Genomic DNA, 15,212 nt, shown 5'->3' on the forward strand with positions numbered 1-15,212 from the left:
CCACTACGGATGGAGGAAAGCGACATGTCATTGGTCAGTCATTGGGAACACGAGTACGACAAGGTCAAAGTGCGGCTGCATGGTTTGCTCACGCGCGTGGAAATGGCCTGGATGAAGCTCGTCAGCGAACTCGAACCCCAGGAGTTCGAAGCCATCATTGCGCTGCTCAAACGCGGCCACGATCAGGCGCAGTACGTGCTCAAGCACGGCGAGTTGCCGGACGATCAGCCGGGCGTGCCGTGGGAGTTGGCTCATGGTTTGTCGATCCTGCGCATTGGCAATGCCAGCCCGTTGCCGCAATCGGTTGATGAGCTACAAACACGGGTGCTGAAGGACGGCAGCCTGCTCGGTTGCCGCAAATGGGAACTGCTCGACCTGTTATGGAGCGAGGCCCTGCTGAAGTGGATCGAAAACCTGCGGCATCACGCGCCGTTCGCCACAGATCCGGCACTGGTGAAAATGGAGCGCGACGTAACCCTGGCAATTGCCGGCGACTGGGGCACCGGGCCGTTCGACAGCCATGCCCCGGCGGTGGCGGTGGCGAATCAGATGCAACTGGCCCGGGCCAATTTCACCATTCACCTGGGGGATGTGTATTACGCCGGCACCCATTCCCAGGAAGACGTGGACATGGCCGGTTGGCCGATGGGCACGCAGGGCTCGTTCACTCTTAATTCCAACCATGAGATGTACAACGGCGCCCACGGCTATTTCAAGGAACTGGCCAAGCGTTTTCCGGCGCAGCAAGGCACCAGTTATTTTGCGTTGTACAACGATGACTGGCTGGTGATTGGCCTCGACACGGCGTATGCCTCGGACGCCATGAACCTGTATATGGATGGCACCCTGAACCAACCGCAGATCGACTGGATGAAAAGCCTGCCCCAGCGCAAGAAAATCATGGTGCTGAGTCATCACCAGGGCTTTGATATTTCCGGGCACAACAAGACCGCGCTTTATCAACCAGTGTGCGATGCCTTGGGGCGTGAGCCCGATTACTGGTATTGGGGGCATTTGCACAACGGCATCTGCTATGCCGCGCAAGGCGGGTTGCATGCGCGTTGCGCCGGGCATGGGGCGATTCCCTACGGCAATGCCAGCGAGCTGAACGGGCATGCGCGGGTGCTGTGGTCGGAAACCCAAAATGCGCGGGATGAGGCGTATCCGGATCGGGTGTTGAACGGTTATGTGAAGGTGCGGCTGGTGGGGGAGAACATCGAAGAGACGTTTATTGGCGAGGATGGGTCGGTGCGGTGGTCTTCAAATTAACGGGCTGACTGTGCCGGCCTCATCGCGGGCAAGCCCGCTCCCACAGTGGGCGGAAGTGTTCACAAAATTTGTGAACGCCGCCAATCCTTGTGGGAGCGAGCCTGCTCGCGATGCTTTTGCTCTTAGCCTTGGACCGGAACCCCTTTGAGGTACGGCGCAGGCTCGGCCCCAAGGTTGTTCAGCAACCGCTCGCTGTACCAGTCCACAAAGTTCACCACGCCAAATTCATAGGTCTTGGAGTAAGGCCCTGGCTGGTACGCGGTGGAGTTGATCCCGCGCTGGTTTTCTTCGGCCAGGCGACGGTCCTGGTCGTTGGTCGCATCCCAGACCTGGCGCATGCGCTCCACGTCGTAGTCCACGCCTTCGACCGCGTCCTTGTGCACGATCCACTTGGTGGTGACCATGGTTTCCTGAGCGCTGATCGGCCACACGGTGAACACGATGATGTGGTCGCCCATGCAGTGGTTCCACGAGTGCGGCAGGTGCAGGATGCGCATCGAGCCCAGGTCCGGGTTCTGGATCCGGCCCATGAGTTTTTTGCAGCCCTGCTTGCCGTCGATCGTCATCGACACGGTGCCCTTGAGCAGCGGCATGCGCACGATGCGGTTACGCAGGCCGAAGCTGGCGTGGGCGTAAGGAATCTTCTCGGCTTCCCAGGCAGCGGCCGAAGCAGCGACGTGGTCCTTGAAGGCCTGGTCGGCACGCGGGTCGGTGACGTCGTCCCATTCCAGCAGGGTTTTCAACAGTTCCGGGTGCGACGCGTTGCAGTGGTAGCACTCGCGGTTGTTTTCCAGCACCAGTTTCCAGTTGGCTTTTTCGAACAAGGTGGTCTGGATCGCCACCTTGGTGTTCTCCATGTCGTACGGTTCCATGTAATGGTTCAGCGTCGACAGGAAGTCATCAATGGCCGGTGGGTTCTCCGACAGGCTGATGAAGATGTAACCGCCAGCAGTTTTGACGTTTACCGGCTTGAGGCCGTACTGCTTCATGTCGAAGTCGGCGCCCATTTCGGTGCCGGCGAACAGCAGGCGACCGTCCAGCTCATATGTCCACTGATGGTAGTGGCAGACCAGTTTGGCGACTTTGCCTTTTTCACTGGTGCACAGCCGCGAACCGCGGTGACGGCAGACGTTGTGGAACGCATGGACCACGCCGTCGGCGCCACGAATCACAATGATCGGGTTCTTGCCGACTTGCAGGGTCAGGTAGTTGCCCTTGGTCGGGATTTCGCAGGTCATGCCGGCGATCAACCACTCTTTCTGAAAGATTTCCTGCATGTCGATATCAAACAGCCGCTCGTCAGAGTAAAACGGCTGCGGCAGCGAGAATGTACGCTCGCGTTCTTGCAGCATCTGCGCGGTGGCCTTGCGTGCGGGTTCCAGCGGATCGCCCAGGCTCAGGGTAGTGGTGACGTCCATCATTTAATCCTCAAGGCCATTCGGTGTGGCCGGCGAATAGTGGCTACGGTTATGCGACGCAAGACAAAAAACAGCAGTTATCTGTTGAGGCGAGTGTGGGGCCGGCGCTCGCCAGAACCTTATCCATGGGCGACATGGCCCAATCTGTTCCCGACGCGCAACCCCCGGTAATTGGGGGCTGGTCGCGATAAGTATGTGAATGTCGCAGATAGGTAAATGGGAGGTTCGCGCTATACGCAGAATCGCCAACATGAAGGCCGACAGTCGGCCGTGGAGATCAGCATGTCCAACAGCTTCCTGAACCCGGTAACCACCCAGACCTGGGCCAATGGTCGACACATTGTCCGTTGCGTCAAAGTCATCCAGGAAACCTGGGATGTGCGCACCTTCTGCTTTATGGCCGACCAGCCAATCCTGTTCTTTTTCAAGCCCGGGCAGTTCGTCACCCTGGAGCTGGAAATCGACGGCGTGCCGATTATGCGCTCCTACACCATTTCCAGCTCACCGTCGGTGCCGTACAGCTTTTCGGTGACGATCAAGCGCGTGCCGGGGGGCAAAGTGTCCAACTGGCTGCACGACACCCTGCATGAAGGCCAGGAACTGGCGGTGCACGGGCCGGTCGGGCTGTTCAACGCCATGGACTTCACCGCGCCAAAGGTTCTGTACCTCAGCGGTGGCGTCGGCATCACCCCAGTCATGTCCATGGCCCGTTGGTTCTACGACACCAACGGCAACGTCGACATGGTGTTTATCCACAGCGCCCGTTCGCCCAAAGACATCATTTACCACCGCGAACTGGAACACATGGCGTCGCGGATCGACAACTTCAGCCTGCACCTGATTTGCGAGAAGCATGGCATGGGTGAGCCCTGGGCCGGTTATCGCGGTTACCTGAACCACAGAATGCTTGAATTGATGGCGCCGGACTTCCTTGAGCGCGAAGTGTTCTGCTGCGGCCCGACACCGTATATGAGCGCGGTCAAGCGCTTGCTGGAAGCCGCTGGCTTCGACATGTCGCGTTACCACGAAGAATCCTTCGGCGCGACCCCGCCAGAAGCCCGCGCCGACGCTGTGGAACACGCTGAACAAGCGGCTGACGCTCCGGAAATCGACGCGGCAGATCTGCATCAGGTGGAATTCACCGCTTCGGGCAAGAGCATTCGTGTGGCACCGGGAGAAACCGTGCATGCGGCGGCAGCCAAGCTTGGCTTGCTGATCCCCAAAGCCTGCGGGATGGGGATTTGCGGGACCTGCAAGGTGATGAAGCTCGGTGGTGAAGTTGACATGGAACACAACGGCGGGATCACAGAAGAAGACGAAGCCGAGGGTTACATTCTGTCGTGCTGCAGCGTGCCGAAGGGCGATGTTCGCATCGAGTTCTGATAAACACCATGGAACCCTGTGGGAGCGAGCTTGCTCGCGATGACGGAATCAGATCCAACATCAATGTTGGCTGATCCACCGCTATCGCGAGCAAGCTCGCTCCCACAGGAACGGTGTTTTTCAGTCGATAAAGAGGTCGGGCATCAGCTTGTCGTTGCTGTCTGGCTCAAAGCGGTAATGATCGAATTCGGTCACGCCATGCTCCCGCAAAATCTCCTCATCAATCAGCAAGCGCCCGGTAATGCTGCGACCACTGCTATCCAGAATCGCGTAAGCAGCATCCGCCATAATCGCCGGCGTGCGCGCATGCTTGAACGACTCGCGTGACCCCAGCTGAAATTCGATGGCGGCTGTGGCGATCATGGTCTGCGGCCACAGGGAATTAACGCTGATGCCGTAGGAGGCGAATTCCTCGCTCATACCCAAAGTCAACATGCTCATGCCGTATTTGGTTACCGTGTAAGGGCTGTACTGGGCGAACCACTTGGTGGCCAGGTTCAGCGGCGGTGACAGGTTGAGGATGTGGCCGGCGGTTTTTTTCAGATAGGGCAGGGCTGCCTGACTGCACAGCAGCACGGCGCGGGTGTTGATCTGGTGCATCAGGTCGAAGCGCTTGAGTTCGATGTGTTGCACGCCGGTCAGCTTGATCGCCCCGGCATTGTTGATCAGCGCATCGATGCCGCCGAAATGCTCAGAGGCGTCGGCCATGGCCTGGCGCACGGCAATTTCGTCGCGCACATCCACCTGCAAGGCCAGCGCCTTGCCACCCGCGGCTTCAACTTCCGCCGCCACGCTGAAAATGGTGCCAGGCAGTTTGGGGTGAGGGGTGGCGCTTTTAGCGGCAATCACGATGTTGGCCCCGTCCTTTGCTGCCCGCAGCGCAATCTCACGCCCAATGCCACGGCTGGCGCCGGTGATGAACAGGGTTTTGCCTTGTAATGACATGCGTACGCTCCTGATTGTTATTATCTGAGCGGATCGAAACGGCTCGCCAGTCAATGTAGACCAAGTCTTGCAGGGTCATTTTGCATGAGGGTTTTATGTGGCGAGGGAGCTTGCTCCCGCTGGGTTGCGAAGCAGCCCCAAAGCCGGAGCATGCGGTCTGTCAGGCAGACCGCGTTGGCTGGTTTACGACTGCTGCGCAGCCGAGCGGGAGCAAGCTCCCTCGCCACAAGAGCTTGGTGGCTTCAGGCTGCCATTACTTCCCGAATATCCATCGCCAATTCGCGCACGCGTTCTTCTTCGGTGTCCCACGAGCACATGAACCGTGCGCCGCCGTTGCCGATGAAGGTGTAGAAGCGCCAGCCCTTGGCGGTCAGCGCGGCAATGGCCGGCTCTGACAGCTGCAGGAACACGCCGTTGGCCTGCACCGGGAACATCAGTTCCACGCCCGGAATGTCGCTTACCAATTCGGCCAGCAGCTGCGCGCAGTGGTTGGCGTGGCGGGCGTATTTGAGCCAGGCGTCGTTTTCCAGAATCCCGACCCACGGCGCCGAGAGGAAGCGCATCTTCGAGGCCAATTGCCCGGCCTGCTTGCAGCGGTAATCGAAGTCTTCAGCCAGTTTGTGGTTGAAGAACAGAATCGCTTCGCCCACCGCCATGCCGTTTTTCGTGCCGCCGAAGCACAACACGTCGACGCCGGCCTTCCAGGTCAGGTCCGCTGGCGAGCAGCCAAGAAATGCGCACGCGTTGGAGAAACGCGCGCCGTCCATATGCAGGTTCAGGCCCAGTTCTTTGCAGGTGACACTGATGGCGCGGATTTCTTGCGGGGTGTACACGCTGCCGACTTCGGTAGCCTGGGTCAGGGTCACGACGCGCGGTTTCGGGTAGTGGATGTCCTGGCGCTTGAGGGCGATTTCGCGGATCGATTCCGGCGTCAGCTTGCCGTTTTCGGTACGAGCAATAAGCAACTTGGAGCCGTTGGAGAAAAACTCCGGCGCGCCGCATTCGTCGGTTTCGACGTGGGCGGTTTCCGAGCAGATCACGCTGTGGTAACTCTGGCACAGTGACGACAGGGCCAACGAGTTGGCCGCGGTGCCGTTGAAGGCGAAGAACACCTCGCAGTCGGTTTCGAACAGTTTGCGGAATTGATCTGAGGCGCGTGCGGTCCACTCATCGTCGCCGTAAGCGCGCTGGTGGCCGTGGTTGGCCTGTTCCATGGCAGCCCAGGCTTCAGGGCAGATACCGGAATAGTTGTCGCTGGCGAATTGTTGGCTCTTGTCGGTCATGGCCTGCTTCCGTGATCGAGGCGCTTGTGGCGCTTCGTTGGTCAATGATGGTGCGCACTTTACCGAAGATCGTCCGGGGAGCACACGCGATGTTGCTGTCAGAAAAATACACGGTTGACGGGCAATTATGCACATGACTCAACGGGATGGTGCGCTGGATCTGCTCAAGTGGCTGGCGCTGCTGAGCATGGTGCTCGATCATCTGCGATATGTCGGTTACTCCATCGATCAGCTGTATGTGCCGGGCAGATTGGCGTTCCCGTGGTTCTGTCTGGCGATGGCAGCAAATCTATCGAGGGCACATGCAATAACGACCGACGACCAGTGGCGCTACCTCGGTTGGTTGTTGCTGTTTAGCGCGCTGAGCGAAATCCCCTACCGGATGTACATTCCTGATCACGACACCTTAAACGTGTTGCCCACGTTGGTCCTTGGTCTGTTGGTGGCGCGTGGCTGGCAGCACAGGATGCTTCAGTCGCGACTATTGGCGGCAGGTGCCTTGTTGCTGGCGGCGCTGTTCACGGAGCGATTGATGTTCGGTTTCTTCGGCGTGCTATTGCCGCTGGCGATGTTGCTGGTGATCAGGCGTCCCTGGTATTTCAGCCTGCTGCCGGGGCTGGTCTGTCTGGCGGCCAATCAATGGCAAGTGCTGTATTACGCCGCACGACTTCATAGCAGTGCAGCCATCCTCGGCATTGCCGTTTGTCTGATCGCGCCACTGCTGGGGCTGTTGCTATTGCGACACGCCCAAGGCATCCGGCCACCGCCGATGCGGCGTTGGGCTTACGCGCTCTATCCCGCGCATTTCCTCGTGCTTCTGGCCTTACGCCAACTCATTGCCTGACCCCCATGCTCTTGTGGCGAGGGAGCTTGCTCCCGCTGGGCTGCGTAGCAGCCCCAAACCCAGTGCATGCGGTTCGTCAGGTTGATCGTGTTGGTCGTTTTTACGACTGCTGCGCAGCCGAGCGGGAGCAAGCTCCCTCGCCACAAGAGCCTTCCTTGGTCTTGCCTTTTTGGCCCATGTCGTAAACGCACCTTTGCGTGGCGTCCGTAGGCATTTGAACTGTCTGCGCCGGTCATACCATCGCATCCAAAGGGCACTGCCGAAACGCCAGTGCCTTACCGAGACGAATGGCGCATAGATGCCGCTGGGAGAGACGCGATGTTCAGCAAGCAAGACCAGATCAAGGGCTACGACGATGCACTGCTGGCGGCGATGAATGCCGAGGAGCAACGCCAGGAAGATCACATCGAGCTGATCGCGTCAGAGAACTACACCAGCAAGCGCGTGATGGAAGCGCAAGGCAGTGGCCTGACCAACAAATACGCCGAAGGTTATCCGGGCAAGCGCTACTACGGCGGCTGCGAGCACGTCGACAAGGTTGAAGCCCTGGCCATTGAGCGCGCCAAGCAATTGTTCGGCGCCGATTACGCCAACGTTCAGCCGCACTCCGGTTCCTCGGCTAACAGCGCCGTGTACCTGGCGCTGCTGCAAGCCGGCGACACCATCCTCGGCATGAGCCTGGCCCACGGCGGTCACCTGACCCACGGTGCCAAAGTGTCGTCCTCGGGCAAGCTGTACAACGCCGTGCAGTACGGCATCGACACCAAAACCGGGTTGATCGATTACGACGAAGTCGAGCGTCTGGCCGTCGAGTGCAAGCCGAAGATGATCGTTGCCGGCTTCTCGGCTTACTCCAAGACCCTCGACTTCCCGCGCTTCCGCCAGATCGCCGACAAGGTCGGTGCGCTGTTGTTCGTCGACATGGCCCACGTTGCCGGTCTGGTCGCTGCCGGCCTGTACCCGAACCCGCTGCCTTACGCCGATGTGGTCACCACCACTACCCACAAGACCCTGCGCGGTCCACGTGGCGGGTTGATCCTGGCCAAGTCCAACGAAGAAATCGAGAAGAAGCTCAACGCGGCAGTTTTCCCCGGTGCCCAGGGCGGCCCGCTGATGCACGTGATCGCTGGTAAGGCGGTGTGCTTCAAGGAAGCGCTGGAGCCTGGCTTCAAGGCTTATCAGCAGCAAGTGATCGATAACGCCCAGGCCATGGCCGGCGTATTTATCAAACGCGGCTACGATGTAGTGTCCGGCGGTACCGATAACCACCTGTTCCTGGTCAGCCTGATCCGTCAGGGCCTCACCGGCAAAGAGGCGGACGCAGCACTCGGTCGCGCCCACATCACCGTGAACAAGAACGCTGTCCCGAACGATCCACAGTCGCCGTTCGTGACCTCCGGCCTGCGTATCGGCACCCCGGCGGTGACCACTCGCGGCTTCAAGGTTACCCAGTGCGTCACGCTGGCCGGCTGGATCTGCGACATCCTCGACAACCTCGGCGATGCCGATGTCGAGGCCAATGTCGCGCAGCAAGTGGCAGCCCTGTGCGCGGACTTCCCGGTTTATCGCTGAGCGCGGTTTTGGAGTAAATGACTATGCAACGCTATTCGGGCTTCGGCCTCTTCAAACACTCCCTCAGCCATCACGAAAACTGGCAGAAGATGTGGCGCACGCCGACCCCTAAAAAGGTCTATGACGTGGTCATCGTCGGCGGTGGCGGGCATGGTCTGGCGACCGCCTACTACCTCGCCAAAGAGCACGGCATCACTAACGTGGCCGTGGTCGAAAAAGGCTGGCTGGGCGGCGGTAACACCGCGCGCAACACCACCATCGTGCGCTCCAACTACCTGTGGGACGAGTCGGCGCACCTGTACGAACACGCGATGAAACTGTGGGAAGGCCTGTCCCAGGACCTGAACTACAACGTGATGTTCTCCCAGCGTGGCGTTTACAACCTGTGCCACACCCTGCAGGACATTCGTGATTCCGAGCGTCGGGTCAGCGCCAACCGCCTCAATGGCGTGGACGGCGAACTGCTCGATGCCAAACAGGTAGCCGACGAGATTCCGTACCTCGACTGCTCCAAGAACACTCGCTACCCGGTGATGGGCGCAACCGTCCAGCGTCGCGGCGGCGTGGCCCGTCACGATGCCGTGGCCTGGGGCTTTGCCCGTGCCGCTGACGCCTTGGGTGTCGACTTGATTCAACAGACCGAAGTGATCGGTTTCCGTAAGGAAAACGGTGTGTGCATCGGCGTTGAAACCAACAAGGGCTTCATCGGCGCCAAGCGCGTCGGTGTGGTCACCGCCGGTAACTCCGGGCACATGGCCAAACTCGCCGGTTTCCGTCTGCCGATCGAATCGCACCCGCTGCAAGCGCTGGTGTCCGAGCCGATCAAGCCGATTATCGACAGCGTGATCATGTCCAACGCCGTACACGGTTACATCAGCCAGTCCGACAAGGGCGACCTGGTAATCGGCGCCGGTATCGACGGCTACAACGGCTACGGCCAGCGTGGTTCGTACCCGGTGATCGAACACACCATTCAAGCCATCGTCGAGATGTTCCCGGTGTTGTCCCGCGTGCGCATGAACCGTCAGTGGGGCGGCATCGTCGACACCACGCCGGATGCATGCCCGATCATCTCGAAAACCCCGGTACCGAACATGTTCTTCAACTGCGGTTGGGGCACCGGTGGCTTCAAGGCAACACCTGGCTCGGGCAACGTATTTGCCGCCAGCCTGGCCAAGGGTGAAATGCACCCATTGGCTGCACCTTTCTCCATCGACCGTTTCCACAACGGTGCGTTGATCGACGAACACGGCGCTGCTGCGGTTGCCCACTAACAGGAGAAATCCCCATGTTGCATATCTTCTGTCCTCACTGCGGCGAACTGCGCTCCGAAGAGGAATTCCATGCATCCGGCCAGGCGCACATCCCGCGTCCACTGGATCCGAACACCTGCACCGACGAGGAGTGGGGCGACTACATGTTCTTCCGCGATAACCCGCGCGGTCTGCACCACGAGCTGTGGGATCACGTTGCCGGTTGCCGTCAGTACTTCAACGTCACCCGTGACACCGTGACCTACGAGATTCTCGAAACCTACAAGATCGGCGCCAAGCCGCAGTTCACCGACAAGACCGACAGCCCGAAAGCGGCCGCCACGGCTCTGGGAGAGAAGGTATGAGCCAGATCAATCGCCTGTCCAACGGCGGACGCATCGACCGTAACAAAGTGCTGAGCTTCACCTTTAACGGCCAGGTCTACAAAGGCTTTGAAGGTGATTCCCTGGCCGCAGCCTTGCTGGCCAACGGTGTCGACATCATCGGCCGCAGCTTCAAGTATTCGCGCCCGCGCGGCATCTTCGCCGCCGGTGCCGAAGAGCCGAATGCTGTGCTGCAGATCGGTGCGACCGAAGCCACGCAGATCCCGAACGTGCGCGCCACGCAACAAGCGTTGTATCAAGGCCTGGTCGCCACCAGCACCAACGGCTGGCCGAGCGTGAACAACGACATGATGGGGATTCTCGGCAAGGTCGGCGGCAAGCTGATGCCACCGGGTTTCTACTACAAAACCTTCATGTACCCGCAATCGTTCTGGATGACCTACGAGAAGTACATTCGTAAGGCTGCCGGCCTTGGCCGCTCGCCGACCGAGAACGATCCGGACACCTACGACTACATGAACCAGCACTGTGACGTGCTGATCGTCGGCGCTGGCCCTGCGGGTCTGGCGGCTGCACTGGCGGCTGCCCGTAGCGGTGCGCGTGTGATCCTGGCCGATGAGCAGGAAGAGTTCGGCGGCAGCCTGCTCGATTCCCGCGAAAGCCTCGACGGCAAACCCGCTACCGAATGGGTCGCCAGCGTCATCGCCGAGCTGAAAAACACCCCGGACGTGCTGCTGTTGCCGCGCGCCACCGTCAACGGTTACCACGACCATAACTTCCTGACCATTCACGAGCGCCTCACCGATCACCTCGGCGACCGCGCCCCGATTGGCCAGGGGCGTCAGCGCATCCACCGGGTTCGCGCCAAGCGTGTAGTGCTGGCGACCGGTACTCACGAGCGTCCACTGGTCTACGGCAACAACGACGTACCGGGCAACATGCTCGCCGGCGCTGTGTCGACTTATGTTCGTCGTTACGGCGTGGCACCGGGCAAAAAGCTCGTGCTGTCGACCAACAACGACCACGCTTACCGCGTAGCGCTGGATTGGCTCGACGCCAGTCTGCAAGTAGTCGCGATCGCCGATGCCCGCAGCAACCCTCGCGGTGCGCTGGTGGAAGAAGCGCGCGCCAAAGGCATCCGCATCCTGACCGGCAGCGCCGTGATCGAGACCCGTGGCAGCAAGCACGTCACCGCCGCTCGCGTTGCCGCGATCGATGTAAAAGCACACACCGTGACCAGCCCGGGCGAATGGCTCGATTGCGACCTGGTCGCCAGCTCCGGCGGCTACAGCCCGGTGGTTCACCTGGCTTCGCACCTGGGCGGCAAGCCGATCTGGCGTGAAGACATCCTCGGTTTCGTACCGGGCGAAGCACCGCAAAAACGCGTGTGCGTCGGTGGCATCAACGGCGTCTACGGCCTCGGCGATTCGCTGGCCGACGGTTTTGAAGGCGGCGCTCGCGCGGCCAGCGAAGCCGGTTTCGGCAAGGTCGAAGGCGTTTTGCCGAAAGCCTTGAGCCGTCTGGAAGAACCGACGCTGGCGCTGTTCCAGGTGCCTCACGAAAAAGCCACCGCACGGGCGCCGAAGCAATTCGTCGACCTGCAAAACGACGTCACTGCTGCCGCCATCGAACTGGCGACCCGCGAAGGCTTCGAGTCGGTCGAGCACGTCAAACGCTACACCGCACTGGGCTTCGGCACCGATCAGGGCAAGCTCGGCAACGTCAACGGTCTGGCCATCGCCGCCCGTTCGCTGAACGTGACCATCCCGCAGATGGGCACCACCATGTTCCGCCCGAACTACACGCCGGTGACCTTCGGCGCCGTGGCCGGTCGTCACTGTGGGCATATCTTCGAGCCGGTTCGTTTCACCGCGCTGCATCACTGGCACGTGAAGAACGGCGCCGAGTTCGAAGACGTCGGTCAGTGGAAACGTCCTTGGTACTTCCCGAAAAACGGTGAAGACCTGCATACCGCCGTGAAGCGCGAATGCAAAGCCGTGCGCGACAGCGTCGGCCTGCTGGATGCTTCGACCCTGGGCAAGATCGACATCCAGGGCCCGGACACCCGCGAGTTCCTCAACCGCATCTACACCAACGCCTGGACCAAGCTCGACGTGGGCAAGGCGCGCTACGGCCTGATGTGCAAAGAAGACGGCATGGTGTTCGACGACGGCGTGACCGCCTGCCTGGCCGACAACCATTTCGTGATGACCACCACCACCGGCGGCGCTGCGCGCGTGCTGCAATGGCTGGAAATCTACCATCAGACCGAATGGCCAGACCTGAAGGTGTACTTCACTTCCGTGACGGATCACTGGGCAACCATGACCCTGTCCGGGCCGAACAGCCGCAAGCTGCTCAGCGAAGTCACCGACGTCGACCTGAGCAACGAAGCTTTCCCGTTCATGACCTGGAAAGAAGCTCTGGTCGGTGGTGTGCCGGCGCGGGTGTTCCGGATTTCGTTTACCGGTGAGCTGTCGTACGAAGTCAACGTGCAGGCCGACTACGCGATGGGAGTGCTCGAGAAAATCGTCGAGGCCGGGAAGAAGTACAACCTGACTCCGTACGGCACCGAAACCATGCACGTGCTGCGGGCCGAGAAGGGCTTCATCATCGTTGGCCAGGACACTGACAGCTCGATGACCCCGGACGACCTGAACATGGGCTGGTGTGTCGGTCGCACCAAACCGTTCTCGTGGATCGGCTGGCGTGGCATGAACCGCGAAGACTGTGTGCGTGATCAGCGCAAACAGCTGGTTGGTCTGAAGCCGATCGATCCGACCAAATGGCTGCCGGAAGGTGCGCAACTGGTGTTCAACACCAAGCAAACCATCCCGATGACCATGGTCGGTCACGTGACTTCCAGCTACCTGCACAACTCCCTCGGCTATTCGTTTGCCATGGGTGTGGTCAAGGGCGGCCTGAAGCGCATCGGTGAGCGGGTGTTCGCACCGCTGGCCGACGGCAGCGTGATCGAGGCGGAAATCGTTTCTTCGGTGTTCTTCGATCCGAAAGGCGATCGCCAGAACGTGTAACACCACAGTCCCCTGTGGGAGCGGGCTTGTCCGCGATGAACGATAACGCGGTGCCACAGGCAGACCGAGTTGCTCCCATCGCGGGCAAGCCACGCTCCCACAGGAAATTGAATTCAGGAACAGGTGCTTTATGACCGCAGCCAATGTTTACCAACAACGCCCAACCACCGGGGCCAAGGCCGAGTCGTCGCTGCATCACGCCGATCTCGCCAGCCTGGTGGGCAAGGGCCGCAAGAACGCCGGCGTGATCGTGCGTGAGAAAAAACTCCTCGGCCACCTGACCATTCGTGGCGATGGCCATGATCCAGCGTTCGCTGCCGGCGTGCACAAGGCCCTGGGCCTGGAGCTGCCAGCCGCGTTGACCGTGGTGATCAAGGGTGAAACCAGCCTGCAATGGATGGGGCCGGATGAATGGCTGCTGATCGTGCCGACCGGTGAAGAATTCGCCGCCGAGCAGAAATTGCGCAAAGCCCTGGGCGACCTGCACATCCAGATCGTCAACGTCAGCGGTGGCCAACAGATCCTCGAACTCAGCGGCCCGAACGTACGCCAGGTGCTGATGAAGTCCACCAGCTACGACGTGCACCCCAACAGCTTCCCGGTGGGCAAGGCTGTCGGCACCGTGTTTGCCAAGTCGCAACTGATGATCCGCCATACCGCTGAAGACACCTGGGAACTGCTGATCCGTCGCAGCTTCTCGGATTACTGGTGGTTGTGGTTGCAGGATGCGGCCGCCGAATACGGGCTTAGCGTTCAGGCGTAATTGTGGCGAGGGAGCTTGCTCCCGCTCGGCTGCGCAGCAGTCGTAAAACCTGAGTCCGCGTTCCATCTGCAGGAATGCGGTTGCTGAAATAGGGGTTGCTTCGCAACCCAGCGGGAGCAAGCTCCCTCGCCACAGGTCTTCGCAGTCGCGTAGGTATTTTCGAACAGGAGTCACCGCACTATGAGCCGCGCCCCAGACACATGGATTCTGACCGCCGATTGCCCTAGCGTCCTCGGCACCGTGGATGCGGTGACCCGCTTTCTGTTCGAGCAGGGCTGCTACGTCACCGAGCACCATTCCTTCGATGACCGGCTCTCGGGTCGTTTCTTCATTCGCGTGGAATTCCGCCAGCCCGATGGCTTCGACGAACAAGCTTTCCGCGCAGGTTTGGCAGAGCGTGGTGACGCCTTCGGGATGGTCTTCGAGCTGACCCCGCCGCACCACCGGCCAAAAGTGGTGATCATGGTTTCCAAGGCCGATCACTGCCTCAACGACTTGCTCTACCGCCAGCGCATCGGCCAGTTGTCGATGGATGTGGTCGCCGTGGTCTCCAACCACCCGGACCTCAAGCCGTTGGCCGACTGGCACCAGATTCCGTACTACCATTTCCCGCTGGACCCGAACGATAAACCATCGCAGGAGCGTCAGGTCTGGCAGGTGGTCGAAGAGTCCGGCGCTGAACTGGTGATTCTTGCGCGCTACATGCAAGTCCTGTCGCCGGAGCTGTGCCGCAAACTCGATGGCAAGGCGATCAACATTCATCACTCCCTGCTCCCGGGTTTCAAGGGTGCCAAACCCTATCACCAGGCCTACAACAAGGGCGTGAAACTGGTCGGCGCCACGGCGCACTACATCAACAACGACCTGGACGAAGGACCGATCATCGCCCAGGGCGTAGAGGCCGTGGACCACAGTCACTACCCCGAAGATTTGATCGCCAAGGGGCGGGATATCGAAGGGCTGACCCTGGCGCGGGCCGTGGGTTATCACATTGAACGACGCGTGTTTTTGAACGCCAATCGCACCGTCGTTCTTTAGATCGCCATCGCGGGCAAGCCCGCTCCCACAGGGTTTGGGTCGTTCACAAACCTTGGGCCCACCCA

Annotated in this window: 12 protein-coding genes; 9 read left to right on the forward strand and 3 right to left on the reverse strand. The window is 60.3% G+C overall.

The window, feature by feature from the left end; genetic code table 11:
- The first annotated feature begins 24 nt into the window (after positions 1–24).
- Positions 25–1,269, forward strand: a complete 1,245-nt coding sequence (locus ACZ3HH_RS09885) for a metallophosphoesterase family protein (RefSeq protein ID WP_465804238.1) — start codon at positions 25–27, stop codon at positions 1,267–1,269.
- A gap of 122 nt (positions 1,270–1,391) precedes the next feature.
- On the opposite strand, the gene gbcA is transcribed toward ACZ3HH_RS09885, so the two are convergent.
- On the reverse strand, positions 1,392–2,687 hold the full coding sequence (gene gbcA, locus ACZ3HH_RS09890) for a glycine-betaine demethylase subunit GbcA (RefSeq protein WP_030128547.1): 1,296 nt from the start codon (positions 2,685–2,687) through the stop codon (positions 1,392–1,394).
- A 282-nt stretch (positions 2,688–2,969) separates the two neighbouring features.
- Here gbcA and gbcB point away from each other — a divergent pair, with 282 nt between their 5' ends.
- Positions 2,970–4,070, forward strand: a complete 1,101-nt coding sequence (gbcB, locus tag ACZ3HH_RS09895; RefSeq protein ID WP_465804239.1) for a glycine-betaine demethylase subunit GbcB — start codon at positions 2,970–2,972, stop codon at positions 4,068–4,070.
- Positions 4,071–4,190: 120 nt separating this feature from the next.
- Here the strand turns inward: gbcB and ACZ3HH_RS09900 are convergent, their stop codons facing one another.
- Positions 4,191–5,015 (reverse strand): SDR family oxidoreductase, encoded by an 825-nt coding sequence (locus tag ACZ3HH_RS09900; RefSeq protein WP_465804240.1) that lies wholly within the window; start codon positions 5,013–5,015, stop codon positions 4,191–4,193.
- 242 nt (positions 5,016–5,257) lie between these two features.
- Positions 5,258–6,298 carry a threonine aldolase family protein gene (locus ACZ3HH_RS09905; RefSeq protein WP_465804241.1) on the reverse strand — a complete coding sequence of 347 codons (1,041 nt, stop codon included), beginning with the start codon at positions 6,296–6,298 and terminating at the stop codon, positions 5,258–5,260.
- Between the two features lie 127 nt (positions 6,299–6,425).
- On the opposite strand from ACZ3HH_RS09905, the gene ACZ3HH_RS09910 reads away from it, so the two are divergent.
- The 7 genes from ACZ3HH_RS09910 to purU all read left to right on the forward strand — a co-directional run bounded on the left by ACZ3HH_RS09910 (position 6,426) and on the right by purU (position 15,147).
- Positions 6,426–7,142, forward strand: a complete 717-nt coding sequence (locus ACZ3HH_RS09910; RefSeq protein WP_465804242.1) for a TraX family protein — start codon at positions 6,426–6,428, stop codon at positions 7,140–7,142.
- 318 nt (positions 7,143–7,460) lie between these two features.
- Positions 7,461–8,714, forward strand: a complete 1,254-nt coding sequence (gene glyA, locus ACZ3HH_RS09915; protein ID WP_465804243.1) for a serine hydroxymethyltransferase — start codon at positions 7,461–7,463, stop codon at positions 8,712–8,714.
- Between the two features lie 23 nt (positions 8,715–8,737).
- Positions 8,738–9,988: a sarcosine oxidase subunit beta gene (locus ACZ3HH_RS09920; RefSeq protein ID WP_007947735.1), complete on the forward strand. Its 1,251-nt coding sequence runs from the start codon at positions 8,738–8,740 to the stop codon at positions 9,986–9,988.
- 14 nt (positions 9,989–10,002) lie between these two features.
- A complete protein-coding gene (locus tag ACZ3HH_RS09925; protein ID WP_447794922.1) occupies positions 10,003–10,332 on the forward strand; it encodes a sarcosine oxidase subunit delta in 330 nt (109 codons plus the stop codon).
- Positions 10,329–13,346 carry a sarcosine oxidase subunit alpha gene (locus ACZ3HH_RS09930; RefSeq protein WP_465804244.1) on the forward strand — a complete coding sequence of 1,006 codons (3,018 nt, stop codon included), beginning with the start codon at positions 10,329–10,331 and terminating at the stop codon, positions 13,344–13,346. Before ACZ3HH_RS09925 ends, ACZ3HH_RS09930 begins: the two co-directional genes overlap by 4 nt.
- Positions 13,347–13,476: 130 nt before the next feature.
- Positions 13,477–14,109, forward strand: coding sequence for a sarcosine oxidase subunit gamma (locus ACZ3HH_RS09935; RefSeq protein WP_465804245.1), 633 nt, complete (start codon positions 13,477–13,479; stop codon positions 14,107–14,109).
- 180 nt (positions 14,110–14,289) lie between these two features.
- On the forward strand, positions 14,290–15,147 hold the full coding sequence (purU, locus tag ACZ3HH_RS09940) for a formyltetrahydrofolate deformylase (RefSeq protein WP_007907570.1): 858 nt from the start codon (positions 14,290–14,292) through the stop codon (positions 15,145–15,147).
- Positions 15,148–15,212: the final 65 nt, after the last annotated feature.

This window comes from Pseudomonas sp. PME37.24/025, assembly GCF_055556615.1.

Coding starts and splice junctions, on each gene's coding strand:
- ACZ3HH_RS09885 (WP_465804238.1), top strand. CDS start 25: ATGTCATTGGTCAGTCATTGGGAACACGAGTACGACAAGGTCAAAGTG.
- gbcA (WP_030128547.1), bottom strand. CDS start 2,687: ATGGACGTCACCACTACCCTGAGCCTGGGCGATCCGCTGGAACCCGCA.
- gbcB (WP_465804239.1), top strand. CDS start 2,970: ATGTCCAACAGCTTCCTGAACCCGGTAACCACCCAGACCTGGGCCAAT.
- ACZ3HH_RS09900 (WP_465804240.1), bottom strand. CDS start 5,015: ATGTCATTACAAGGCAAAACCCTGTTCATCACCGGCGCCAGCCGTGGC.
- ACZ3HH_RS09905 (WP_465804241.1), bottom strand. CDS start 6,298: ATGACCGACAAGAGCCAACAATTCGCCAGCGACAACTATTCCGGTATC.
- ACZ3HH_RS09910 (WP_465804242.1), top strand. CDS start 6,426: ATGCACATGACTCAACGGGATGGTGCGCTGGATCTGCTCAAGTGGCTG.
- glyA (WP_465804243.1), top strand. CDS start 7,461: ATGTTCAGCAAGCAAGACCAGATCAAGGGCTACGACGATGCACTGCTG.
- ACZ3HH_RS09920 (WP_007947735.1), top strand. CDS start 8,738: ATGCAACGCTATTCGGGCTTCGGCCTCTTCAAACACTCCCTCAGCCAT.
- ACZ3HH_RS09925 (WP_447794922.1), top strand. CDS start 10,003: ATGTTGCATATCTTCTGTCCTCACTGCGGCGAACTGCGCTCCGAAGAG.
- ACZ3HH_RS09930 (WP_465804244.1), top strand. CDS start 10,329: ATGAGCCAGATCAATCGCCTGTCCAACGGCGGACGCATCGACCGTAAC.
- ACZ3HH_RS09935 (WP_465804245.1), top strand. CDS start 13,477: ATGACCGCAGCCAATGTTTACCAACAACGCCCAACCACCGGGGCCAAG.
- purU (WP_007907570.1), top strand. CDS start 14,290: ATGAGCCGCGCCCCAGACACATGGATTCTGACCGCCGATTGCCCTAGC.